This window comes from Pseudomonas sp. MWU12-2029 (assembly GCF_023242425.1).
Classification (GTDB): domain Bacteria; phylum Pseudomonadota; class Gammaproteobacteria; order Pseudomonadales; family Pseudomonadaceae; genus Aquipseudomonas; species Aquipseudomonas kribbensis.
The window spans coordinates 253499-278552 of the sequence record NZ_JALJDY010000005.1 but is presented as its reverse complement, the minus strand read 5'-3'; the positions used below and the strand labels follow the sequence as shown (position 1 = coordinate 278552).

18 protein-coding genes are annotated in these 25054 nt (G+C 58.8%); 13 read left to right on the top strand and 5 right to left on the bottom strand.

Annotation, left to right across the window (positions count from 1 at the left end):
• Positions 1-44 precede the first annotated feature (44 nt).
• From M5B44_RS14620 to M5B44_RS14605, 4 genes are read right to left on the bottom strand one after another with little or no spacing between them, the layout of a single operon-like run.
• Positions 45-1259 carry a hybrid sensor histidine kinase/response regulator gene (locus M5B44_RS14620; RefSeq protein ID WP_114882868.1) on the bottom strand — a complete coding sequence of 405 codons (1215 nt, stop codon included), beginning with the start codon at positions 1257-1259 and terminating at the stop codon, positions 45-47.
• The gene (locus tag M5B44_RS14615) at positions 1253-1846 is read right to left on the bottom strand and encodes a chemotaxis protein CheB (RefSeq protein ID WP_248739626.1); all 594 of its coding nucleotides are present in this window, start codon (positions 1844-1846) and stop codon (positions 1253-1255) included. The genes M5B44_RS14620 and M5B44_RS14615 overlap by 7 nt, the downstream gene beginning before the upstream one ends.
• On the bottom strand, positions 1843-2676 hold the full coding sequence (locus tag M5B44_RS14610; RefSeq protein WP_248739625.1) for a CheR family methyltransferase: 834 nt from the start codon (positions 2674-2676) through the stop codon (positions 1843-1845). The genes M5B44_RS14615 and M5B44_RS14610 overlap by 4 nt, the downstream gene beginning before the upstream one ends.
• Positions 2676-6161 (bottom strand): response regulator, encoded by a 3486-nt coding sequence (locus tag M5B44_RS14605; protein WP_248739624.1) that lies wholly within the window; start codon positions 6159-6161, stop codon positions 2676-2678. The genes M5B44_RS14610 and M5B44_RS14605 overlap by 1 nt, the downstream gene beginning before the upstream one ends.
• A 263-nt stretch (positions 6162-6424) precedes the next feature.
• Between M5B44_RS14605 and M5B44_RS14600 the strand changes: the two genes are divergently transcribed.
• From M5B44_RS14600 to M5B44_RS14540, 13 genes are all read left to right on the top strand, one after another.
• Positions 6425-6790 (top strand): response regulator, encoded by a 366-nt coding sequence (locus M5B44_RS14600; protein ID WP_248739834.1) that lies wholly within the window; start codon positions 6425-6427, stop codon positions 6788-6790.
• Positions 6791-6990: 200 nt separating this feature from the next.
• On the top strand, positions 6991-10842 hold the full coding sequence (locus tag M5B44_RS14595; RefSeq protein WP_248739623.1) for a hypothetical protein: 3852 nt from the start codon (positions 6991-6993) through the stop codon (positions 10840-10842).
• Between the two features lie 84 nt (positions 10843-10926).
• Positions 10927-12216, top strand: coding sequence for a glycosyltransferase (locus M5B44_RS14590; protein ID WP_248739622.1), 1290 nt, complete (start codon positions 10927-10929; stop codon positions 12214-12216).
• A 150-nt stretch (positions 12217-12366) separates the two neighbouring features.
• Complete coding sequence (locus M5B44_RS14585; protein WP_248739621.1) at positions 12367-13212, top strand: phosphatidylinositol-specific phospholipase C domain-containing protein; 846 nt, start codon at positions 12367-12369, stop codon at positions 13210-13212.
• Between the two features lie 75 nt (positions 13213-13287).
• The gene (locus M5B44_RS14580) at positions 13288-14193 is read left to right on the top strand and encodes an AraC family transcriptional regulator (RefSeq protein WP_085709776.1); all 906 of its coding nucleotides are present in this window, start codon (positions 13288-13290) and stop codon (positions 14191-14193) included.
• A gap of 227 nt (positions 14194-14420) precedes the next feature.
• The gene (locus M5B44_RS14575; protein ID WP_248739620.1) at positions 14421-15731 is read left to right on the top strand and encodes an ABC transporter substrate-binding protein; all 1311 of its coding nucleotides are present in this window, start codon (positions 14421-14423) and stop codon (positions 15729-15731) included.
• A gap of 145 nt (positions 15732-15876) precedes the next feature.
• The gene (locus tag M5B44_RS14570; protein WP_248739619.1) at positions 15877-16803 is read left to right on the top strand and encodes a carbohydrate ABC transporter permease; all 927 of its coding nucleotides are present in this window, start codon (positions 15877-15879) and stop codon (positions 16801-16803) included.
• 8 nt (positions 16804-16811) lie between these two features.
• On the top strand, positions 16812-17642 hold the full coding sequence (locus M5B44_RS14565) for a carbohydrate ABC transporter permease (protein WP_085709773.1): 831 nt from the start codon (positions 16812-16814) through the stop codon (positions 17640-17642).
• Positions 17643-17665: 23 nt separating this feature from the next.
• Complete coding sequence (locus tag M5B44_RS14560; protein WP_248739618.1) at positions 17666-18769, top strand: ABC transporter ATP-binding protein; 1104 nt, start codon at positions 17666-17668, stop codon at positions 18767-18769.
• Positions 18770-18785: 16 nt separating this feature from the next.
• Complete coding sequence (locus M5B44_RS14555; protein ID WP_248739617.1) at positions 18786-20258, top strand: mannitol dehydrogenase family protein; 1473 nt, start codon at positions 18786-18788, stop codon at positions 20256-20258.
• Positions 20259-20272: 14 nt separating this feature from the next.
• Complete coding sequence (gene xylB, locus M5B44_RS14550; RefSeq protein WP_248739616.1) at positions 20273-21769, top strand: xylulokinase; 1497 nt, start codon at positions 20273-20275, stop codon at positions 21767-21769.
• A 13-nt stretch (positions 21770-21782) separates the two neighbouring features.
• The gene (locus M5B44_RS14545) at positions 21783-22721 is read left to right on the top strand and encodes a carbohydrate kinase family protein (protein WP_248739615.1); all 939 of its coding nucleotides are present in this window, start codon (positions 21783-21785) and stop codon (positions 22719-22721) included.
• A 44-nt stretch (positions 22722-22765) separates the two neighbouring features.
• On the top strand, positions 22766-23386 hold the full coding sequence (locus M5B44_RS14540) for a hypothetical protein (protein ID WP_248739614.1): 621 nt from the start codon (positions 22766-22768) through the stop codon (positions 23384-23386).
• A 144-nt stretch (positions 23387-23530) separates the two neighbouring features.
• Here the strand turns inward: M5B44_RS14540 and M5B44_RS14535 are convergent, their stop codons facing one another.
• Entirely contained in the window at positions 23531-24832 is a 1302-nt protein-coding gene (locus tag M5B44_RS14535; protein ID WP_248739613.1) for an OprD family porin, read from the bottom strand.
• Between the last annotated feature and the right edge of the window lie 222 nt (positions 24833-25054).

Genomic DNA, 25054 nt, shown 5'->3' with positions numbered 1-25054 from the left:
GGGAAGCCTTTGTTCGGTCAATAGCTGCTGATACGACCGTGTGGTCACTCAGAGGTTGCGTTTGTTTCGCCGTTTTCCTGGAGCGGCAGACAAACGCGAAACAGGGCGCCCTCGTTGATCCTGCTTTCGACGACGATGGAGCCGCCGTGGGCGGCGACGATCTGCTCGGAAATGAACAGACCCAGTCCGAGACCGGCGACCACCGTCTTGGCGGAGACCCGTTCGAACTGTTGAAAAATGCGCTTCTGGTTCTCCTCGCTGATGCCGATGCCCTGATCCGCGACTTCGACCCGTGCCTCATTGCCTTCGCGATAAACCCGCACCTGCACCGGACTCTTGCCGCCATAACGCAAAGCGTTGGTCAGCAGGTTCGACACCACTTGCTCGATGCGGAACTCGTCCCATTGCCCTTCCACCGGTTCCGTCGCGGTAAAGCTGACTTCAGTCTCGGCCGCTTCGATCTGCTGGGCGAAATTCTGCAGCAGGTTGCCCACCAGTTGCGAAAGGTCGAACCGGCTCGGTCGGATCGACAGCTTGCCGGTGCGGATCCGCGACACGTCGAGCATGTCCTCGATCAGCCGGATCAGGCTTTTGATCTGGCGCTCGTCGCGGTCGACCATGGCGTGCATCTTGTCGAGGGTGAACGCGGCGGCGTTGTCCCGGGCCAGGTGCATTTTGCGTAGCTGTGTTTCGAGAATAAGGCCGTTGAGCGGCGTGCGCACTTCGTGGGCGACGATCGACATGAAATCGTCACGCATGCGTACGGCCTGCTCCAGTTCGCCCTGGGTGCTTTGCAGTTGCTGCAACAGCGCTTCCTGTTCGCGACGGCTCTGCTCCAGCGCTTCGACCTGTTGCTTCATCGCCTTGCTCTGGCGATACAGGTCGACGAAGACATTGACCTTGCTCTTCACCGCATGGATATCCAGCGGCTTGTGCAGGAAGTCCACCGCGCCACTTTCATAGCCCTTGAACGCGTAGTTCAGTTCACGGCCGGCGGCGCTGACGAAAATGATCGGGATGTTCTTGGTCTTCTCGGTGCCGCGCATCAGTTCGGCCAGTTCGAAGCCGTTCATGCCGGGCATCTGCACATCGAGAATCGCCATGGCGAATTCGTGTTGCAGCAACAGCGACAGCGCTTCGTCTGCTGAAAGCGCTTTGTAGACGGTGCGGTCTTCGCGTTTGATCAGCGCTTCGAGGGCCAGCAGGTTCTCGGGCAGATCGTCGACGATCAGCAGTTTTGCCTGGATATTACTCAGCATGCGATTCGTTCCAGCTCGACAAGCAAACGGCCGATGCCGCGTATGGGAAGTATGTGATCCGGTTGATGAGTCTTCAATGCGGCCTCGGGCATGGTCGCCACCAGCGCGTCCTGCGGATCCTGAACGATCGTCAGCCCTCCCTGGCGTTTGACCTGGGCCAGACCTCGCGCGCCGTCGTGATTGGCCCCGGTCAGCAGCACGGCTGCCAGCGTCGGGCCGTAGACATCGGCAGCGGATTCGAACAGGAAATCAATCGAGGGCCGCGAATGGTGCAAACGGTCCTCCAGGCTCAACGACAAACTGCGATCCTGCTCCACTGACAGGTGATAACCCGGTGTGGCGAAATACACCGTGCCCGGGCTGATGTCCTGCTTATCGATGGCCTCGGTCACCGGCAACGCCACGCGCCGGGCGAACACCTCGGCGAGTTGACTGCGCCGCTCTTCCGGCAGATGCAGCACGATGATGATCGGCAGACCGAAGCCTGCCCGCAGCGAACCGAGCAGGGTCAGCAAGGCCTCGACGCCACCGGCGGAAGCCCCGACCACAATCGCCTCGACCCGAGGCAAATCCGCTGCACTGTTCATGATTTGCGGTAGATCCGTTCTTGTTTCACCAAGGGTTCGAACTGGTTGGCATAACCGGAGAAGTCCAGCGTCTCCTTGCTGCCCAGTACCAGAAATCCACGGTGGCACAGCGACTCATGGAACAACCCGAACGCCCGATCCTGAAGTTTTTTATTGAAGTAAATCAACACGTTACGACATGAAATTAATTGAGTTTCAGAGAATACGCTATCCGTTGCCAGGCTGTGATCGGCGAAGGTCACGTTCTCGCACAGGCTCTTGTCGAAAATCGCGTAACCATACGCAGCCGTGTAGTAGTCGGCAAACGAGCGCTGACCGCCGGCCTGCTGGTAGTTGGCGGTGTAGGCGCGCACGTTCTCCATCGAAAAGATCCCCTGCTTGGCCTTGTCCAGCGAGCGCGGGTTGATATCGGTGGCGTAGATGATCGTGCGGTCCAGCAGACCTTCTTCGCGCAGCAGGATCGCCATCGAGTAGACCTCCTCACCGGTACTGCACCCGGCGATCCAGATCTTGATCGACGGGTAGGTCTTGAGCAGCGGCACCACTTCCTGACGGATCGCCAGGAAGTGCGACGGATCGCGGAACATCTCGCTGACCGGAATCGTCAGCAGTTGCAGCAACTGCATGAACGCCGTCGGGTCATGCAGGACCTTCTCCTGCAACGCCGAAATGGTCGCGCATTCGAACTGGCTCAGCGCATGTTGCACCCGGCGCTTGATCGATGCGCCGGAATAATCGCGAAAGTCGTAGCTGTACTTGAGATAAATCGCCTCGATCAACAACCGCAGTTCGATTTCACTGTTTCGTTCAATGTGATTACTACGTTCCACTAAATGCGTTCCATCTTCGGCAACCACACGCGAATCAGCGAGAACAGACGATCCAGATCGATGGGCTTGGCCAGGTAGTCATTGGCGCCCGCCTGCAGGCAGCGCTCCTGATCGTCCTTCATGGCCTTGGCCGTCACCGCGATGATCGGCAGCTTGCGCCAGCGCGGATCCTTGCGGATTTCCATGGTGGCTTCAAAACCATCCATTTCCGGCATCATCACGTCCATCAGCACCAGATCGATGTCCTCGACTTCTTTCAGTTTTTCAATCGCTTCACGGCCGTTACGACCGATCACCACGACTGCACCCTTGGTTTCCAGCGCGCTGGTCAGGGCGAAGATGTTGCGTACATCGTCGTCCACGAGCAGCACTTTGCGGCCTTCGAAGACCTTGTCGCGGCTGCGTGCGGTCTTGAGCATCTTCTGCCGTTCATGGGACAACTGCGATTCGACTTTGTGCAGAAAGAGTGTGACCTCGTCCAGCAAGCGTTCCGGCGAGCGTGCGCCCTTGATGATGATCGAACGCGAATACTTGCGCAGATCGGCCTCTTCATCGCGGGTCAGGTTGCGTCCGGTGTAGACGATGACCGGCGGGAACGAGCAGATGTCTTCGGTGGACATGCGCTTGAGCAGATCGTTGCCGAGCATGTCCGGCAGCTTCAGGTCGATGACCATGCAATCGAAGATCGTCGTGCGCAGCAGCTCCAGCGCATCCTGCGCCAGGCCGACAGCGGTGATTTCGATGTCGTCGTCACCGATCAGACGGGCGATGCTTTCCCGTTGCAGATCGTCGTCTTCGACCAGCAACACGCGTTTGACCTTCTGGGTCAGCTTGGCTTCAAGACGCGCGAACACGTCCTTGAGCTCTTCTCGGGTGGTCGGTTTGACCGCGTAGCCGATAGCGCCCATGTGCATGGCGGCCTCGACGCGATCCTCGACCGAAATCACGTGCACCGGGATGTGCCGGGTTTCAGCGTGTTCTTTGAGGCGTTGCAGCACGGTCAGGCCCGAGTGATCCGGCAGGCGCATGTCCAGCAGGATCGCGTCCGGCACGAACTCTTTCGCCAGGTCGTAACCTTCATCGGCGCCGTGGGCGACCAGACACTGATAACCCAGTTCATGGGCCAGGTCGTAGAGGATATGGGCAAAGTTCGGCTCGTCTTCCACCACCAGAATGCAGCGGGTGTCGAACGGGGCCTTGTTACGGTCGTCGTTGAAGCGCGGGATATCCGCGGAGGCCGCCGGGGAAACCACCACGACCGGCGCGGCAACCGGTGCGGGCGGGGTAAACGTCAGCGGTGCGATCGCCGCTTCACCGTCTTCGCTGTATTGCTGCGGCAACACCAGGGTAAACACGCTGCCCTGCCCCGGCGCGCTGCTGACGCTGATCGAGCCGCCCAGCAACATCGCCAGATCCCGGGAAATCGACAGCCCCAGACCGGTGCCGCCGTACTTGCGGTTGGTGGTGCCGTCAGCCTGGCGGAAGGCCTCGAAAATGCTTTCCTGCTGGTCCTGCGCAATCCCGATCCCCGAGTCGCGCACAATAAAGGCAATGCGATCGTCCGGCTGGCCGGCGATGGTCAGGCTGACCGTGCCGTGCTCGGTGAATTTCACGGCGTTGGACAGCAGGTTCTTGATCACTTGTTCCAGACGCTGGCGGTCGGTGAACAGGGTGATCGGCGCATCCGGTTGCAACTCGACGCTGAACGTCAGTTTCTTGTCTGCCGCCAGTGGCTCGAACACGCTGCGCAGGCCATCGGCCAGACGCGCCACGCTGGTGTTTTCCGGAACCACTTCGAGCTTGCCGGCTTCGACTTTGGAAATGTCGAGAATGTCGTTGATCAGGTTGAGCAGGTCGTTGCCGGCGGAATAGATCGACTCGGCAAATTTCACCTGCTCGGCGCTGAGATTTTCCTGCGGGTTTTCCGCCAGCAACTTGGCCAGGATCAGCGAACTGTTCAGCGGTGTGCGCAGTTCGTGGGACATGTTGGCGAGGAACTCGGACTTGTACTTGCTCGAACGCTGCAGCTCTTCGGCACGTTCTTCCAGTTGCACCTGAGCCTGATTCAGTTCGGTGTTCTTCTGGTCCATGGCGTCGCGTTGCTCGGCCAGGGTCTGGGCCTGTTCGGCCAGTTGTTCGTTGGTCTGCTCCAGCTCGACTTGCTGGGTTTCCAGGTGCGCCTGGGACTCCTTGAGAATCCGCGACTGTTCTTCCAGTTCTTCGTTGGCGGTTTTCAGTTCTTCCTGCTGCACCTGCAACTCTTCGTTGAGCTGCTGGGTTTCGGCCAGGACTTCCTGCAGACGCTGGCGATAACGCGCCGCTTCGATGGAGGTGCCGATGTTACCGGCAATCAGTTCCAGCAGCGCCACATCGCGCTCGGTCAGTGGACGCAGGAAGCCCAGTTCGATCACACCGTTAATCCGGTCGTCATCGCTGGTCGGCACCACCAGCACACTGTGCGGCAGGCCTTCACCCAGACCTGAGCTGACCTTGAAGTAATCGGCCGGCACCGAATCGAGGCGAATCAGCCGCGCCTGCTGCGCGGCCTGGCCGACGATGCCTTCGTCGCTATAGAGGGATTGTTCCTGTTGTTCCTGTTCGCGAGAGAAACCGTAAGTCGCCACGCGCTTCAGGCCGCCATGTTCTTCACGCACGTACAACGCCGCGACGGCAGTGCCCAGGTATTGCGCACAAAATTGCAGGATGTTGCGACCCAACAGATTGAGCGTCAGTTGCCCCAACACCTGCTCGGCCAGCTCGGTCTGGCCTGTGCGCAGCCAGGCTTGCTGCGAAAGGCGTTCGGCGCTGGCCAGTTGCGCGGCCAGATTGGCGCTGTAACTGTTGGAAAGACTGACCAGATCGCGTCGGCCAATATAGGCCAGCAAACCGCTGATGCCGGCGATGAACAGCAGATACAGGCTGATGCTCCAGATCGTGGTCCGGCGCACATCTTCGTTGCGCGTGGTGCGCAATGTCTGTTCGGTGTCGATCACGTCATCGAATTGCTTGCGGATCTCATCGGTCAGGCGCTTGCCGCGCCCGGCCTTCACCGCAGCCTTGTAGTCGCCGCTGGCGCGCTGCAGGTCGATCATCGATTGCGCGTAGGTCGCCCACTCGGTCTGCAGCGCCTGCAGGCGGCGCAAGCGATCGGTTTGCACCGGGTTGTCGGCGGTCAGTTCAAGCAAGGTGTTGAGCGCCACGGCGATGCGGGGCTTGGCCGTTTCATAGGGATCGAGGAAATGCTCGTCGCCACTGAGCAGGTAGCCGCGCATGCCGGTTTCCAGATCGACCGTAAGCTTCACAGCTTCGTTAGCGTTATTGATCACCCGGTCGGTGTGCTCCACCCACTGGATGACCGACAGCAAATAAGTGATCAGCGACACGAAGAACACGGCACTGATCGCACCGACGCCCAGTGGCAGCGCGATGTTGCGGGTCAGCAGTTTGCGAAACCGTGATTCATCAACCGAAGACGGAGAGGACATGTGGCAGCCTTGTCGAACTGTTGAAAACCAGGGAGTTTGCCCCAAAACAGCGGCATGGATCCATTTTTCTCACAGTCTTAGCACTGTTTTCCCACATTTGCCTGCGCCGGATCGCAGGCTAACGGTTATCCTTGCCCGCCCGTTTGCGCCTATTCTTTTTTGTATCCATCCGGGAACTTGTGGCCATGCGCCACTTACTCATGCAAGAGCCCGGCAATTTTGATCGACCGGCGCCCCGTCCCCCATTCTTGAGAGCCGCCACTATGTCCACCACCGCGTCCACCATCCTTGTAGTAGAAGACGACACCATCGTGCGCATGCTGATCGTCGACGTGCTGGAGGAACTGGACTTCAAGGTGCTTGAGGCGGACGGCAGCGAACAGGCCCTGGCAATCATCAAGGATGGGAATCAGCACATCGATCTGATGATGACCGACGTCGGGCTGCCGATCATGGACGGCCGTCAACTGGCCACCGAGGCCCGCAATATCCGCCCTTCACTGCCGATTCTGTTTGCCAGCGGATATGCCGAGACAATCGAAGTGCCGGCAGATATGCATGTGATCGGCAAACCGTTTTCAATTGATCAATTGCGCGACAAAGTCAAAGCAGTTCTTGCACAATCCTGACTTTTCCATAACTTATATTTCCGCCAGCGGGCAGACTACTTCAATCTGCCCTGACCAACTTTGAAACCAACTACAGCTATCCATCCACTGCTAGCCACCATTACTCTGGCGGCGCCCGGTAGTTTTGGATTTATTGTTTCACCAACCTAAACATAAACATCGAGGCCCAAGACCAAAAACAATTCAAGGATAAATTGTTCATGCAACTTGTACAGAGCGAAAGCCTGCTCGACATCGACAGTTTCGAGGTTGCCAAACGTCAAAAACTGGATCAGGCAGAGAAATCCAGTGTTGCCCTGGCACTTTCCGCTATTGCGCAAAACCGCGCACCCGCTGAAGACGTTAACTTGCACTCCACCACTGTTCCCCGCGTATCGGACACGACGTTCGATCACGCGGTTGAATATGCCCGCATCGCCTTGTCAAAGATGCTGAGAACCGACGACTTTCTTTTTCTTGCAGACGTTCACTCGCTTTCAGCGGACGCGGCTGTATGCGTGGATGAACACGCAAGGCTGTTTGTTCAGGATCAAGGGGCCTGGCGCAATCTGACTAACGATAGGTCGATCACTGCCGAACTGCGTCATGAGATGGGCATACTGGCCGATTGCGCAGAACAGACAGGAGGCTACATTTTTTCCAACGACATCATTGGCGTCCAACAGTGGCTGCGTTTCCACGACTACACACTACCGACCAACGTTGCAGATACCCGGCAAATGATTGCCTGGCTCGAGTTTCAACTGCCGGCCAGCCCGGCCACCGGGGACTATCACGAACTGTTGATGGCACCTGCTGATTCGGCCTTCCATCTTTCGGCGACCGAGCGTCAAACCATCAGGCAGATCGCCAAAGACACCACACAGGGCCGATTCAGCCTTCTGCAATATCTCGTCACACCGGACTTCAAATCAGTCACGGCCAGTTCGAGGCGCGAGCACGCGGCCATTCATCTGGACCACTTCCTGCAGACCCCTGAAGCTGGTGCACTGGGCATTTATCTGCATGACCGTCTAGGATGGCACCTGGATGAAGACCGTGAAGTGGCTTCGAGACAGATCAAATGCATGGTCGCCACCGCGCTGATTCTTGATCTCGGCATTGAAGTCGAACGGCACGCAAAGGTTATTGCCGGGTTTCAGCTGTATCATCCGGATAATGCGTCGAAAACGGCACCGCAAGTGGTTGAAGCGTTTGAATGGCAACTGACTCGCGAACTGCAACTGGACCCGCTCTACACACCGTTGGCCGCCCACCTTCTGCTGGCCTGTGCTGCGCCACAATTGCTGGTTCAGCAGACGCCCGCCGAGCTGGCGATCGGCAAGCCAGGCTGGGTAATCGTTTCCCAGGCTGTTGAAATGATCGAACTCACGGCACCCGGTGCGTCACGCCTGATGACCTACGAACGGGTAAAAGCCTTTTCCGAGCTGGCCCCCGTCAGTACTACTCAACGTACGCTGCACGAGCTGACGACCATCACGCCCATCATCCAGTGGGCGATGCTCAACGGAATACTGCCAGCCACAGCCGGCAACGATGATGACGTGAATGCGTTTACCACCGCCGCCCAACGTTTCAGCCAGTATGTGGAAGCATTGAACGATGTCGAAACGGGTATTGCAGTTGTGCCACCAGATAGGCGGGAGTTGGCACTGCAGGAGCTCAAGCGTGTAATGCCGGAAGGTCTTTATCTTGAACAACAAGTATTCAAGGCCAATTTCGATCTAGCGCTTGGCGAACGCAACTTTCTTGAGTGGGCGGCTCTTTTTGTTCCCTCCAGCGAGGGGAATGTACACCAGACCTCCGAAGTAGGGAGACTCCGTGTTTCGATTCTTGATCTCTACATGTCTGGCGATCTGGTCGTAAACGGCAAACTTACCGACAGGTTCGCAGCCGTTGGAAAGATCAACCTGCCCCGTGGCGCCTTTTCGCGCCTCAGTGAGCTGAAGCCGATCGACTCGATATTCAACAAGGCTTTCGAGCAATACTATCTGGCACTGAAAAAGTGCCTGTCATCCATTCTGAAGATGGCGGTTGCCAACTTGCCAGAATCTGACAGGACAATGATCGCCAATGGTTTCATTACCTTATATACCGTCCGTAAAGCAGTAAATCCGCTTAATCAATTTCAGGAAACCCGACGTCAGCGTAATGCCGCCAAGGGCCGTTACGGCATTATTCTCGGATGCCAACATGGCAGAGCCTTTCGCTGTTACGAACTGTTTTCCCTCAGAGGGTTGTGTCGTGAGCGCCCTGAGCTGGCCGACAAGTTGCGATCCACCGGTGTTGTATATGAAGAACCTTCGTTGTCGTATGAGGGGGCGGATACAGACTTTATACCCAAGAACCCCGAACAGCGGTGGCCTCTGGACTTTGACGCCTATATGAAGGGTAGCGCCCCCAAACAAGGAGTGTCCTCCAGTGTAGTGGTGGAAAAACTCTGGAACTTCGCCTTGGTGTCGGATGAAACCCAGCCGGTTCCCCTGTTTTTTTCCCGGGCATTTGATGCTTTGGCAGAAAGTGTATTGGGCAATCATCCGGTAGCCACCCGTGAAGAGTTGTACTCTTCGCTGTACGCACCCACAGCACTGCAGAGGATTCGCACCAGGAACGATCAGGTGAACGAAGCCATCATCAACGTGATCGTGCCCTTCAAGAAATGCATTGAAGACATCCGCTCCGGCGATGCAGAGCGAGTCTCCGAAGGTATTGGCGGCTGTATTCTCGATGGTCTGGCATTGCTGGGTCTGGTAGTCGGATTCGGCGCCACCATTGCCGGCATCGTCGGCAAGACAACCTCGACGACCACCAAAGCGTTGAGCCTGGCCAAGGCCGGAGCGCACTTTTCGGTGTCGATTTTCAATCCTCTGGATGGTTTGCCGGCATTGGCGGTGCAAGGTGGACGGCTGGCCAAAAAAGGCGTGTTGCTCCTGAGCAAACACGGGCTCAAGGCCGTGAAAACCGCCACCGGCCAACTGCGCAAACTGACAGGCGGCGCTCAGTCTTATGACTTGGTCAAGGCTGCGCAAAAAACCGACTTGTTTCAGGGCACCTGGAAAGCGGCGGAGAACCTAAGCGATCCGGTCAACCTGCTGGCACTGCAGCGAAACAGTGACTGGTACGCGCTGAACCTGAGGGTCGGCGGTGCGTGGGGGCCGAAGTTGAGAAATCTGAAGATATCGCCCTGGGGACCACTTCGGCGGCTTTTCGGTCGTGCGAAGCCTTTCAGTTACACCCAGGGTTATGTGAAAAAAGCGCTGCCGGCTGCCAAATCGAAACTCGACAACGCAACGTTGATGCTACTGGATAACGACAACGCTGACATGCGAGCCATCCTCAAGCATGTTTTCGGCAATGATTCGGATGAGGTTCTCAAGCATGTGAAATCCAATCTGCACCAGATGCGCAACGATCTGGATTTCATCACGCAGGCAAACATCTCTTACGAAAAAGGTTCAGAAGCCGTCGCGGCTTTGCGCCCGGAGACCTACCAACGCTGGAAGGCCAGCATTCTCGACGGTTCGTACCTGAAGAATCCTCCGGAGAAGTTTCTGGTGATCTATCCCGAAGGGCTGGACGACTATTACCGTACAGCGAAGTACGACGATGGCCGGGTCGGCGATGCACTGATTCATGAACTGGCTCACGGCGCGCCGGATACCCTGGACCTTTATTACGGCAAGGTGAAAGGTGGGCACACTGCCCCGGCGGAGTTTGATGTGGCCGGCCTGCTCCAACTGGGCAGCGCCAAAGACACCAAATCGATTAGCCCCGATAACCTTTCGAACCTGCAGCATGCGAGTGCGTTTGGCGAAGGGCTTGCCGAATTCAATGCCATTTCCGCCAGCTTGCCTGATCTGGTGCGACGGCATCCGGCACTGCACAACGCCGACTCTTACTCGCTGGCGGTTTCCCTGCTCAATCAGGCGCGCATTCATCCGGAGGGGTTTCTGCTGAATCTCGACAAAATTCGTCGCGGGATTAAAAACACCTCGAATCTGGGCTTTATCAAGGGTTCTCTGCGAGTCAATCTGAGTAGCGCATCCCTCTGACAAAAACGCATCACTTGGCGCGCGGGTTATGCTCTAATTCGCGCGCCTTTTTATCCCCCCTCTCGCCGCCCGGAATCGTTTCTCATGAGTCAGCCCGCAACCAAAGTCCTCGTCATTGGTTACGTCTGGCCGGAACCCCGCTCTTCCGCCGCGAGCGGGCATGTGATGCAGATTCTCGAGACTTTCCTGCAACAGGGCTGGCAAATCACCTTTGCCAGCCCTGCGGGCGTTGGCGAACATCCGGCCGATCTTGCCGAGTTGGGCATTTGCACTGTTCCGATCGAATTGAACAACAGCAGCTTCGATGTCTTCGTCAGCGAACTGGCACCGGATATCGTGCTGTTCGATCAATTCATGATCGAAGAACAATTCGGTTGGCGCGTGGAAAAACATTGTCCCAATGCTCTGCGCGTACTGGAAACGTCGGACTTGCAGAGTTTGCGGCACGCTCGTCATCAACGCTTGAAGGATCGGCTGAAAGCCAGCGATGACGCGAACGACTTCAATGAGTTGTTCGCGCCCGCGCTGCGCGAAGAATTCGAACTGATGGCTGATACCGATCTGGCCAGACGCGAGATTGCCGCGCTCTACCGCTGCGATCTGAACCTGATGATCTCGCCGGTGGAAATCGAGTTGCTGGTACAGCAGTTCAAGTTGCCGCCCGAGTTGCTGCACTGGTGCCCGCTGATGGTCAAACCGTCCAGCACACCGGCAAAACCTTTCGAGGAGCGCGCGCACTTCCTCAGTATCGGCAATTTCCGTCACGCGCCGAACTGGGACGCGGTTCTATGGATGAAATCGTCCGTCTGGCCGCTGATCCGCGAACAACTGCCGAAAGCTCAATTGCACATCTACGGCGCCTACACGCCGCCCAAGGCTGCTGCGCTGCACAACGCCGCGCAGGGTTTTCACATCATGAACTGGGCCGAGGATGCGTTGCAGGTGATGTCCGATGCGCGTGTTTGCCTGGCACCCTTGCGCTTCGGCGCCGGGATCAAGGGCAAATTGATCGACGCCATGCTCTGCGGAACGCCGAGTGTCACCACGCCGATCGGTGCCGAAGGCATGCACACCGACCAACCCTGGCCGGGCGCCATTGGTCGTACGGCGCAGGATCTGGCCAATGCCGCCGTTGAATTCTATCGCGACGAGGTCCGTTGGCAGGCAGCTCAGTCTCGGGGACAAACGCTGCTCAATGACGTTTACCCGCAAGCCATACATGGACCAGCATTGATCAACAAGTTGCAGGAGTGTCGCAAGAACATTGTCCAACTAAGGCTTCAAAACTTTACTGGCAGCATGTTGCGCCACCACTCACACAAAAGCACCCAGTACATGGCGCAGTGGATTGAGGCAAAGAACCAGAACAAGTAATTCGCCCGGACACTTTCAAAAATAAAAGCCAACAACTTGAATTGATCCTTATATAGCCAACCCAAAAATCAAACACTATAAACATCCTGCAAGTGCCGCCCTGAACATCTGACAGAGCGGCATTTTTTAAAACTAATGCAGGATGCACTTATGAGCACTAACAACTGGATGGGCTCGACACCCGCCATTGACTCACTGTCGATTTCTGAACTGACTCTGCCAGGCACTCATAACGCCGGCAGTGACTGGCGCGCTTCCTATCCGTTTTTCGGCCCTCCACGCCACTGGCTCGCATGCCAGCATGACTCCTTTCATGCCCAGTTGAATCATGGCTCCAGGGCACTTGATATTCGCCTGACCCATGATCAAAAGGGAGAAGGCCCGAAAAAATTTGTCATCCACCATAACGGCCATCGAAACTCTCGGACCCTGGAAAATCTGATCACCGACGTCAATAAGTTCCTCGACAGCAACCCGGATGAATTCATTATTCTGGATTTTCACAGTCTTGACGGGAGCGACTTCGATTACGACTACTTCAATAAAATAGTGATCCACTTTCTGGGCCATCGACTTGTTCCCCGCCAGAACTTGTCATTGAGCCTTCGTGAACTCAAACGCGCCAGTACGCAACAACGTGTGTTTGCTGCGGCCAGGTCACATTGGCAACTGGATCACAAACTGTTCCACGATAAGATCAGCCATCAATGGTCCGGCAATGGCATTACCAGCCCAAATGAGTTGAGGCAATTTATTGGCAGCGTTCTGCAGAACCCGCCGGGGACCTGGAAGCCCTGGTCGTTATCCGCCACCAGTTACACCGCACTTGGCGGCCCCGTCGACATTCACGACGAACTGAACGAATGGTTCGATCTGGATAAAACCGACTGGGCATTGAAGTGCAACATCATCAATGTCGACTTCATGGAAGAGTCGGATCTGGTGGAGTTCTGCCGGATTGCCAGCTTGATGAAGGCCGAACAACGCTCGCTCTGAACCGCAATGGAAACTGGCGCACCCCGCGCACAAAGAGGCATGATCGCCGGGCGATAACAAAAAAAGCGCCCGATCATGACCCGAACTGCCCGCGTGACCGACCCTTCTTATGAATTGATGGATGACCACAACGGGTTGTCCATCATCTATCGCCAGCACGGCTTCCCCTGCCCGCTGGTACGCTGGCATTTTCACAAGGAATACGAACTGCACTTGATCGTGGCCAGTTCGGGCAAGGTGTTCATCGGCGACTACATCGGCAACTTCTACCCGCAGACCCTGTTCCTGACCGGCCCCAATCTGCCGCACAACTGGATCAGCCAGGTGGCCGAAGACGAAGTGGTCGAGAAGCGCGACATGCTGGTCAACTTCACCGATGAGCTGTTCGAAAGCGGCCATCAGGTGTTTGCCGAGCTCAAGACCCTGGCGCCACTGCTTGAGCGCGCGCAGTACGGCATCGAATTTCGCTCACCGCAGACGATCCGTCAGGCCATGACCCTGATGCAACGCATCGCCGATTCAAGCGGCATCACTCGTCTCGGGCACTTTTTCATCCTGATGGAATTGCTAGCGGCCACCGACGACTACCAACTGCTGTCCGGCGCAACCACGCCGCAACTGGCCGACGAACACAACATCGACCGCACCAACCGTGCGGTGGATTACATCTTCGCCCACTACGCCCGCGAACTGCCGCTGGAAGAAGTCGCCGAGCATCTGGGCATGAAACCGACCTATTTCAGCCGCGTGTTCAAACAGGCCACCGGGCGCAATTTCATCGAGTTCGTCAATCGCCTGCGTATCAGCAAATCCTGCGAACTGCTGGCGGACGGTGACAAACCGGTGACCGAGGTGTGTTTCGAGTCGGGCTTCAACAACATCTCCAATTTCAATCGGCGCTTTCAGCAGCTCAAAGGCATGACGCCTTCGCATTATCGGCGGCTGGTGGTGCAGCGCCTGACCGAGCAGAACCACGGCTGACGCCTGAAAACCTGTACGGTTTCATCAGTGCAATGCTGCTGAAACCCCCTTCCCTGCGTTAATCACTCCACTCACGAGTGCAAAAAAGTATCGATTCAAGTGCTAGGGATGATTTGTCAGCCCTGCGATTGAAGGCTGTAATCAGTGCACATTCTTCCTGCAGCCGGAAGACACAAAAACAATAACTGTCCTTCTGTCCCCCTCCGGGTGCAGAAAAGGAGTGCACGATGCAACCCACTGCAAAAGCTCTGCTTGCCCTCACCTGCATGACCCTCAGCAGCGTCAGCCTTGGCGCCCAGACCCTGACCATCGCCACCGTCAACAACAGCGACATGATCCGCATGCAAAAGCTCTCGAAAACCTTCGAGACCGAGCACCCGGACATCAAGTTGAACTGGGTCGTGCTGGAAGAAAACGTCCTGCGCCAGCGCCTGACCACCGACATCGCCACCCAGGGCGGTCAGTTCGACGTGTTGACCATCGGCATGTACGAAGCCGCACTCTGGGGTGCAAAAGGCTGGCTGGAGCCGATGAAGGATCTGCCGGCGAGCTACGCCCTCGACGATGTGTTCCCGTCGGTGCGTGAAGGCCTGTCGGTCAAGGGTTCGCTGTACGCCCTGCCGTTCTACGCCGAAAGCTCGATCACCTATTACCGAACCGACCTGTTCAAGGACGCCGGCCTGACCATGCCCGAACGTCCGACCTGGGAGCAGATCGCCGGCTTCGCCGAGAAACTCACCAACAAGGACAAGGAACAGTACGGCATCTGCCTGCGCGGTAAGGCTGGCTGGGGCGAGAACATGGCGCTGATCACCACTGTCGCCAACGCCTACGGCGCGCGCTGGTTCGATGAGCAGTGGAAACCAGAATTCAGCGGCCCGGAATGGAAGAACGCGCTGAACTTCTACGTCGACACCATGAAGAAATCCGGCCCGCCGGGCGCGTCCAGCAACGGCTTCAACGAAAACCTCGCACTGTTCAACAGCGGCAAATGCGCAATCTGGGTCGATGCCAGCGTCGCCGGCTCGTTCGTCACCGACAAGACCCAGAGCAAGGTCGCCGATCACGTCGGCTTCACCTACGCGCCGCATCAGGTCACCGATAAAGGTTCGGCGTGGCTGTATTCGTGGGCGCTGGCGATTCCGACCAGTTCCAAGGCCAAGGACGCCGCCAAGGAATTCAGTGCCTGGGCCACCTCCAAGGAATACGGCGAACTGGTCGCCAAGACCGACGGCATCGCCAACGTACCGCCGGGCACTCGCGCCTCGACCTACAGCGAGGCTTACATGAGCGCAGCGCCGTTTGCCAAGGTGACGCTTGAATCGCTGAAAGCGGCCGACCCGAGCAAACCGAGCCTCAAGCCCGTGCCTTACATCGGCATTCAACTGGTGACCATTCCCGAGTTCCAAGGCATCGGCACCCAGGTCGGCAAACTGTTCTCGGCCGCGCTGATCGGCCAGACCACGGTGGATCAGGCACTGACCGCCGCGCAGCAAACCACCGAACGCGAGATGAAGCGCGCGGGTTATCCGAAGTAATCCTGCGCATTTCCATGTGGGAGCGAGCCTGCTCGCGATAGCGGTAATCCGGTCTCAATAAATGTGGCGGATGGACCACCCTCATCGCGAGCAGGCTCGCTCCCACAGTGGATCGAGTCTGCCTTTTAAAACGGTTGTGATCCCCATGAATACTTCAACTGCCAAAGCCCACATCGACCTGTCGCACCCCCGGCGCAAAAACCGCGTGGCCAATCCCGGCTGGTTTCTGGTCAGTCCTTCGGTGGCCCTGTTGCTGCTGTGGATGATCGTGCCGCTGGGCATGACCGTCTATTTCTCGATGATCCGCTACAACCTGCTCGACCCGGGCATCAACGAATTCGTCGGGCTGGATAACTTCACCTACTTTCTGACCGACTCCGGCTTCCTGCCCGGCGCCACCAACACCTTGCTGCTGGTGGGCAGCGTGCTGCTGGTCAGCGTGGTGTTCGGCGTGTTGATCAGTGCGTTGCTGGAGGCCAGCGAGTTCTTCGGTCGCGGCATCGTGCGGGTGATGCTGATTTCACCGTTCTTCATCATGCCCACGGTCGGTGCGCTGATCTGGAAGAACCTGATCTTCCACCCGGTCTCCGGGATCCTCGCCTACCTCTGGAAGCTGTTCGGCGCGCAACCGGTGGACTGGCTGGCGCACTACCCGCTGCTGTCGATCATCATCATTGTCTCGTGGCAATGGCTGCCCTTCGCGATCCTGATCCTGATGACCGCCATGCAGTCCCTCGACCAGGAACAGAAAGAAGCCGCCCGCCTCGACGGCGCCGGCCCTGTCGCGATCTTCTGGCACCTGACCCTGCCGCATCTGGCACGGCCGATTGCGGTGGTGGTGATGATCGAGACGATCTTCCTGCTGTCGGTGTTCGCCGAAATTTTCACCACCACCAACGGCGGCCCCGGCTATGCGTCGACCAACCTCGCCTACCTGATCTACAACCAGGCGCTGGTGCAGTTCGACGTCGGCATGGCCTCGGCCGGCGGCCTGATCGCCGTGGTCATCGCCAACATCGCCGCGATCATTCTGGTGCGGATGATCGGCAAAAACCTGACTGACAAAGCCTGAGGCCCGCCATGACTCTTCAACAATCCCGCCGGCTGCAAAGCCTGCTGCTCGGCACGCTGGCCTGGGCCATCGCGATCATCATTTTCTTCCCGATCTTCTGGATGGTGCTGACCAGTTTCAAGACCGAAATCGACGCCTTCGCCACGCCGCCGCAGTTGTTCTTCACGCCGACGCTGGAGAATTACCTGCACATCAACGAGCGTAGCGACTACTTCAGTTTCGCCTGGAACTCGGTGGTGATTTCCTTCAGCGCCACCGCCCTGTGCCTGCTGATCGCGGTACCGGCGGCCTACTCGATGGCGTTCTACGAAACCCAGCGCACCAAAGGCACGCTGCTGTGGATGCTCTCCACCAAGATGCTGCCGCCGGTGGGCGTGCTGATGCCGATCTACCTGCTGGCCAAGAGTTTCGGCCTGCTCGATACGCGCATCGCGCTGATCGTGATCTACACGCTGATCAACCTGCCGATCGTGGTCTGGATGGTTTACACCTACTTCAAGGACATCCCCAAAGACATCCTCGAAGCCGCCCGTCTCGACGGCGCCACCCTGGCTCAGGAAATGCTCCGCGTGTTGCTGCCGATCGCCAAGGGCGGCCTCGCTTCGACCGTGCTGCTGTCGCTGATCCTGTGCTGGAACGAAGCGTTCTGGTCGCTGAACCTGACCTCGTCCAAAGCCGCGCCACTGACCGCGTTGATCGCCTCCTACTCAAGCCCCGAAGGCTTGTTCTGGGCCAAGTTGTCGGCCGTCTCGACCCTGGCCTGCGCGCCAATCCTGATCTTCGGCTGGATCAGCCAGAAGCAACTGGTGCGCGGCCTGTCGTTCGGCGCCGTCAAATAAGAATTCGCATGAGGAGCGCCACCATGGCCAACCTGAAAATCAAGAATCTGCAAAAAGGCTTCGAAGGTTTTTCCATCATCAAGGGCATCGACCTTGAGGTGAACGACAAGGAATTCGTGGTGTTCGTCGGCCCGTCGGGCTGCGGCAAATCCACCCTGCTGCGACTGATCGCCGGCCTTGAAGAAGTCAGCGGCGGCACCATCGAACTGGACGGGCGCGACATCACCGAAGTCAGCCCGGCCAAGCGTGACCTGGCGATGGTGTTCCAGACCTACGCGCTATACCCGCACATGACCGTGAAGAAAAACATGTCGTTCGCCCTCGATCTGGCCGGCGTACCGAAAGCCGAAGTCGAGAAAAAAGTCGGCGAAGCGGCGCGCATTCTCGAACTGGGCCCGATGCTAGAGCGCAAGCCAAAGCAGTTGTCCGGCGGCCAGCGTCAGCGTGTGGCCATCGGCCGGGCGATCGTGCGCAACCCGAAAATCTTCCTGTTCGACGAACCACTGTCCAACCTCGACGCCGCCCTGCGGGTACAGATGCGCCTGGAACTGCTGCGCCTGCACAAGGACCTCAAGGCAACGATGATCTACGTGACCCACGATCAGGTCGAAGCCATGACCATGGCCGACAAGGTGGTGGTGCTCAATGGCGGCAAGATCGAGCAGGTCGGCTCGCCGCTGGAGCTGTATCACAACCCCGCCAACCTGTTCGTCGCCGGATTCCTCGGCACGCCGAAAATGGGCTTCCTCAAGGGCAAGATCGCCCGGATCGACGGCCCGAGCTGCGAAGTCTCGCTGGACGCCGGCACCCGCATTACTCTGCCGTTCAACGCGGCGAACCTGAGCGTCGGCAGCGCCGTGACCCTGGGCATTCGTCCGGAACATCTGGAGCTGGCGCAACCGGGCGACTGCACCCTGCAAGTCACCGCCGACGTCAGCGAACGGCTGGGCAGCGACACCTTCTGCCACGTCAAGACCAATGCCGGCGAAGCCCTGACCATGCGCGTGCGCGGTGATCTGGCGAGCCGTTACGGCGAACAACTGAACCTGCACCTCGACGCCGCCCACTGCCATCTGTTCGATGCCGACGGCGTGGCACTGACACGCCCGTTGCGCGCCGCCGCCTGATTTCGAGACTGACCCGATGAAACTGAACCAGCAAAACCTCAACCGCCTCGCCGCCGAAGTGAAACTGCCGGCCTACAGCCTCAGCGACACCCGCCAGGGCATCGCCCACATCGGCGTCGGCGGTTTCCACCGTGCGCATCAGGCGTATTACACCGATGCGTTGATGAACACCGGCGAAGCGCTGGACTGGGCCATTTGCGGCGTCGGCCTGCGCGCCGAAGACCGCCGTGCCCGGGACGATCTCAAGGAGCAGAACTATCTGTTCACCCTGTTCGAACTCGGCGATAGCGATGACACCGAAGTCCGCGTCATTGGCGCCATCCGCGACATGCTGCTGGCTAGCGACAGCGCCCAGGTGCTGATCGACAAACTCGCCGATCCGCAGATTCGCATCGTCTCGCTGACCATCACCGAAGGCGGTTATTGCATCGATGACAGCAACGGCGAATTCATGGCGCATCTGCCGCAGATTCAGCACGACCTGACCTACCCGCAACAGCCACAGACCGTGTTCGGCTTCCTTTGTGCAGCGCTGGCCAAGCGACGCAAGGTGGGCATTCCGGCGTTCACCGTGATGTCCTGCGATAACCTGCCGCACAACGGCGCCGTCACCCGCAAGGCACTGCTGTCGTTCACTGCGCTGCTGGACCCTGACCTGCGCGACTGGATCGACGCCAACGTCAGCTTCCCCAACGCCATGGTCGACCGCATCACGCCGATGACCAGCACCGCGCATCGCCTGCAACTGGCGGACAAACACGCCGTCGACGACGCCTGGCCGGTGGTCTGCGAGCCGTTTGTGCAGTGGGTGCTGGAAGACAAATTCGTCAACGGCCGCCCGGCCTGGGAAAAGGTCGGCGTGCAATTTACCGACGACGTTTCACCCTACGAAGAGATGAAGATCAAACTGCTCAACGGCAGCCATCTGGCGCTGACCTATCTGGGCTTTTTGAAGGGATATCGTTTCGTCCACGACACCATGAACGACCCGTTGTTCGTGCGCTACATGCGCGCCTACATGGACCTGGACGTGACCCCGCAACTGGCGCCGGTGCCGGGCATCGACCTCACCGACTACAAGAACACGCTGGTGGCACGGTTCTCCAATCAGGCGATTGCCGATCAGCTGGAGCGAGTGTGTTCGGATGGTTCGTCGAAGTTTCCCAAGTTCACTGTTCCGACAATCAATCGGTTGATTGCCGATGGGCAAGAGACCAAACGGGCGGCGCTGGTGGTGGCGGCGTGGGCGCTTTATCTGAAGGGCGTGGACGAGAATGGCGACACTTACTCGATTCCGGATCCTCGGGCGGCGTTTTGTCAGGCGTTGGTGGCGGAGGATGCCTTGATCACTGAGCGGTTGTTGGGGGTTGAGGAGATTTTCGGTACGGCGATACCGCGTTCGGCGGAGTTTGTGGCGGCGTTTGAGTGGTGTCTGAACAGCTTGCGTGAAGAAGGTGTGACGCGGACGCTGGAAAGCATTCTGTCCTGACGGGTGAAGCACTCATGACAACCCGACAACTCTTCCTCGGCATCGACTGCGGCACCCAAGGCACCAAAGCCATCATCCTCGACGCCACCAGCGGTCAGGTGTTGGGCCAGGGCGCCGCCGCCCACACGATGATCAGCGGCGCCAACGGCCGTCGCGAACAGGACACCGCGCAATGGCTGGAGGCCTTCGCCCTCGCCGCCCGGCGTGCGTTGCTGGCAGCAAATGTCGACGGCCAGTCGATCCTCGGCATCGGCGTTTCCGGCCAGCAACACGGTCTGGTGCTGCTCGACGATCAGGGCCAGGTCCTGCGCCCGGCCAAGCTCTGGTGCGACACCGAAACCACGGCGGAAAACGACCGTCTGCTGACTTGGCTGGGCGGCGAAAAAGGCTCGCTGGAACGCCTCGGCGTGGTGATTGCGCCGGGCTACACCGTGTCCAAACTGCTATGGACCAAAGAACAACACCCCGCCGTTTTCTCACGAATCGCCAAAATCCTGCTGCCCCACGATTACCTGAACTTCTGGCTCACCGGCCGGAGCTGCAGCGAATACGGCGACGCATCCGGCACCGGTTACTTCAACGTGCGCACCCGCCAATGGGATCTGCAACTGCTGCGCGACATCGATGCCAGCGGCCGCCTGCAAGCGGCGCTGCCAGAGTTGATCGACGCCCATCAAGCGGTCGGCACGATCCTGCCGGCGATTGCCGAACACCTCGGTCTCAACCCCAACGCGCTGGTGTCCAGCGGTGGCGGCGACAACATGATGGGCGCCATCGGCACCGGCAATATTCAGCCGGGGGCGATCACCATGAGCCTCGGTTCTTCCGGCACGGTGTACGCCTACGCTGAAGCCCCAAAAGTCAGCCCGGATGCTTCGGTCGCGACCTTCTGCTCGTCGAGCGGCGGCTGGTTGCCGTTGATCTGCACCATGAACCTGACCAACGCCACCGGGGCGATTCGCGAACTGTTCGAGCTCGATCTCGACGCTTTCAATGCCTTGGTTGCCCTGGCCCCGATTGGCGCAGAAGGCGTAAGCATGCTGCCGTTTCTCAACGGCGAACGCGTGCCTCCCCTGCCCCATGCCACCGGCAGCCTGCATGGCCTGACTATCGATAACCTGACGCAAGCCAATCTGTGCCGCGCTGCAGTTGAGGGCACCACCTTCGGCCTGCGGTTCGGACTGGATCTGTTGCGCCAGAATGGTTTACAAAGCCGCAGCATTTGCCTGATCGGCGGCGGCTCGAAAAGTGCGGTGTGGCGGCAGATCGTCGCCGACATCATGAACACCCCGGTGATCTGCACCGAGCAAAGCGAAGCCGCCGCCCTCGGCGCGGCGATTCAGGCGGCGTGGTGCAAGTCGTGGTCCAACGGCCACGAAGACACCCTGGCCGACCTGTGCGAACGCTGCGTGAAGCTCGACCTGAACAGTGAAACCCTGCCGGTTGCCGCGAATGTCGCAGCCTTCCAGCAGGCCTATGAACGCTATCGACTGCATGTCGCAACCTTATAAAGAGCAAACAACTATGTACCTGGTGTGTGGCGAAGCGCTGTTCGATTTCTTCAGCGAAGACGATGCCGGCGGGCAGGCGTCGAAAGTCAATTTCAAGGCGATTGCCGGTGGCTCGCCGTTCAACGTGGCGGTGGGTTTGCGTCGTCTGGGCGTGGACTCGGCGCTGTTCGCCGGGTTGTCCACCGATTACCTCGGCCGGCGCTTGCAGCAAGTGCTGCAGGATGAAGGCGTACGCCCGGATTATCTGGTGGACTTCGCCGCACCGACCACGCTGGCGATGGTCGCGGTGGGCGCCAATGGCTCGCCGCATTACAGCTTCCGGGGCGAAGGCTGCGCTGACCGACAGTTGAGCCTGGCGCATCTTCCCGCGCTGGGTCCAGAAGTGCGCGGCTTGCACTTCGGTTCCTTCTCGTTGGTGGTGCAACCGGTGGCTGATACCCTGCTCGCTCTGATTCAGCGCGAAAGCGGCAAACGCCTGATCAGCCTCGACCCGAACGTGCGCCTCAATCCCGAACCGAACATCGAGTTGTGGCGCGAGCGGATCGCCACGCTGGTAGAGCTGGCGGATTTGATCAAGGTCAGCGACGAGGACTTGAGCCTGTTGTATCCCGAGCAGGATCCGCAGCGGGTCATCGAAGGCTGGCTGCTGCATCGCTGTCAGGTGGTGTTCCTGACCCGTGGCGGTGAAGGCGCGACCGTGTTCAGCCGTGCTCACGGCTCCTGGTCGGTGCCGGCAAGCTCGGTAAAAATCGCCGATACCGTCGGCGCCGGCGATACCTTCCAGGCCGCGTTGATCACCTGGCTGACCGAACACGAACTGGATTCGGTGGACGGCGTACAGCATCTGCAACGCGAGCAGATCGACGCCATGCTCAGGTTTGCCGTACAGGCGGCCGCCCTGACGTGCAGCAAGACAGGTCCGGATTTGCCTTATCGCCACCAGTTGACCTGACCGCGTAGACTGGCGCCCTTTTTTGCACGACGGGATGACGGCTTTTGAATTCGGGGCGCACGGCTGGACTTTTGGTATTGGCGGCATTGCTGACCGGTTGCGGAACATCGCCGCCGCGTTCGCCGGAAAACCTCTGCGAGATTTTCCGCGAGAAAAGTGATTGGTACGACGCGGCGCAAGTCACGCAAAAGCGCTGGGGCGTACCGATCCAGGTGCCGTTCGCGATCATGTATCAGGAGTCCGGCTACCGCTACGACGCCAAGACGCCGCGCAAGTATCTGCTGTGGGTGATCCCGTGGGGACGCGTCACGACCGCAGCGGGTTACGCGCAGGCCAAGGATGAAGTCTGGGCCGACTACCAGAAAAGCACCGGCCGCCACGGCGCCGACCGCGAAGACTTCGATGACGCCATCGACTTTGTCGGCTGGTACATGGACAAGACCACGTCGATCAACGGCGTTTACAAGTACGACGCCTACAACCAGTACCTCAACTACCACGAGGGCTGGGGCGGTTTCCGGCAGAAGACTTATGCCAGCAAGGCTTGGTTGCCGCCGGTGGCGCGCAAGGTGCAGAACCGTTCGGACATGTACGGCCAGCAATACGCGGCGTGCAAGGATGATCTGAATCGCGGGTTCTGGAGCCGGTTCTGGCATTGGCTCTGACCCTCGGAGCCCTTAAGGACGCATTCGCGAGCAAGCTCGCTCCCACAGGTTTCCCGGGTGCTCACTAAATTGTGGTCACCCTGAATCCTTGTGGGAGCGGGCTTGCCCGCGAAGGCGTCAGTTCAGACACCGCCAGCCTGAGGGTTACAACACCGAAAAGTTGTAACTCACAATCAACCGGGTCTCATCCACGTCCCGGGCGAACTTCTCGTAGTTCGTCCGATACGTCGCGTTACGCAGACGCAGGCTGACGTCCTTGAACGTGCCGCTCTGGATCACGTACTTCAGCTCGCTGTCGCGTTCCCACTCTTTGCCTTCCTGATCGCTGGCCGGCACTTTGATGTGATCGCCGTTCACGTAACGGGTCAGGAAGCTCAGGCCGTTGATGCCGATGGCCTTGAAGTCGTAGTCGTAACGCAACTGCCAGGAACGTTCCTGCGCAGCGGCGAAGTCGTTGACCTGCACGTAGTTCACCAGGTACGGGTTGCTGCCATCGAGGTACGGCATCGAGTTGTCGCCGTTCATGCGCTGCCAGCCGGCGCTGAAGGTGTGGCCGCTGATGCCGTAGGACAGCATGCCGCTCAAGGCGCGGTTGTCGATGGAGCCGGCCTTGGCATCACCGCTGTCGGCGCTTTTCAGCAAACGCAGATCCGCTTTCAGCACACCATCACCCAGCGGCTGGTTGGCCAACAGACCCACGAAGTGCTGGCGATAGATGTCTTCCAGCTCGGCGTAGTGGTACTGCGCGGTCAGGCGATCGTTGATCTTGTAGTCGAAGCCGTACATGTCGAAATGATCGGCGGTGGTGTTGCAGGCATAGCGCTTGTTCTTGCAGTGCACGCGGATGTCCTGGGAATCGGTCGAGTCCCGGGCGGTGTACTTGTCCAGGCGTGCGGCCATGAAGGTCAGGTCCTTCACCTCTTTGGAGGTCAGCATCGCGCCGTTGAACATGGTCGGCAGCAGACGGCCGTCGTTGTACTTGAGCAGTGGCAGATCCGGCAGCAACGCGCCGTACTTCAGCACCGTGTCCGAAACCTTCACCTTGGCGGTCAGGCCCATTTTCGCGTACTGACCTTTCGAACCGCGCGGGTTGTCGCCGCTGGACGGCAGCAGGCCGCTGTTACTGCGGTCAGGGCTGGAATCGAGCTGGAAGCCCGCCATGCCCAGCGCATCGATGCCGAAACCCACGGTGCCTTCGGTGTAACCCGATTGCAGATTGAGAATGAAGCCTTGAGCCGACTCTTCGCGCTTGGACGCGCCCTGATCACTGGAGGTGTGCCCGTCACGGAAATCGCGGTTGAAATACACCGTGCGCGATTCGATCTTCGCCGTGGTGTCTTCGAAGAAACCGCCGGCCTGAGCCTGTGCGGTAAAACCGGCGCACAGCACCAGGGCTCCGAAGCCAAGCGACTGGCGCGGGGTGATGAGGGGAAATGGGGGACGCATTGAAAACTCCAACAGAACAACGATTGCGCGGGGGCGCAAACAACCAGAAATAGCTCCCGTCCCGGCACAGTGAAGAACCGGGAGGAAGTGAACACGCGGGGGTGAGCGCCCATGATGGCAGATGGCTTTGACGTGCTACAGGCGACTTTAGTCTGAAACTGACTGATTGTTCCTGAGCGCCAAATCAGGTGACAGTCTTGGGACTGGCAGCGCCAAGTGCCG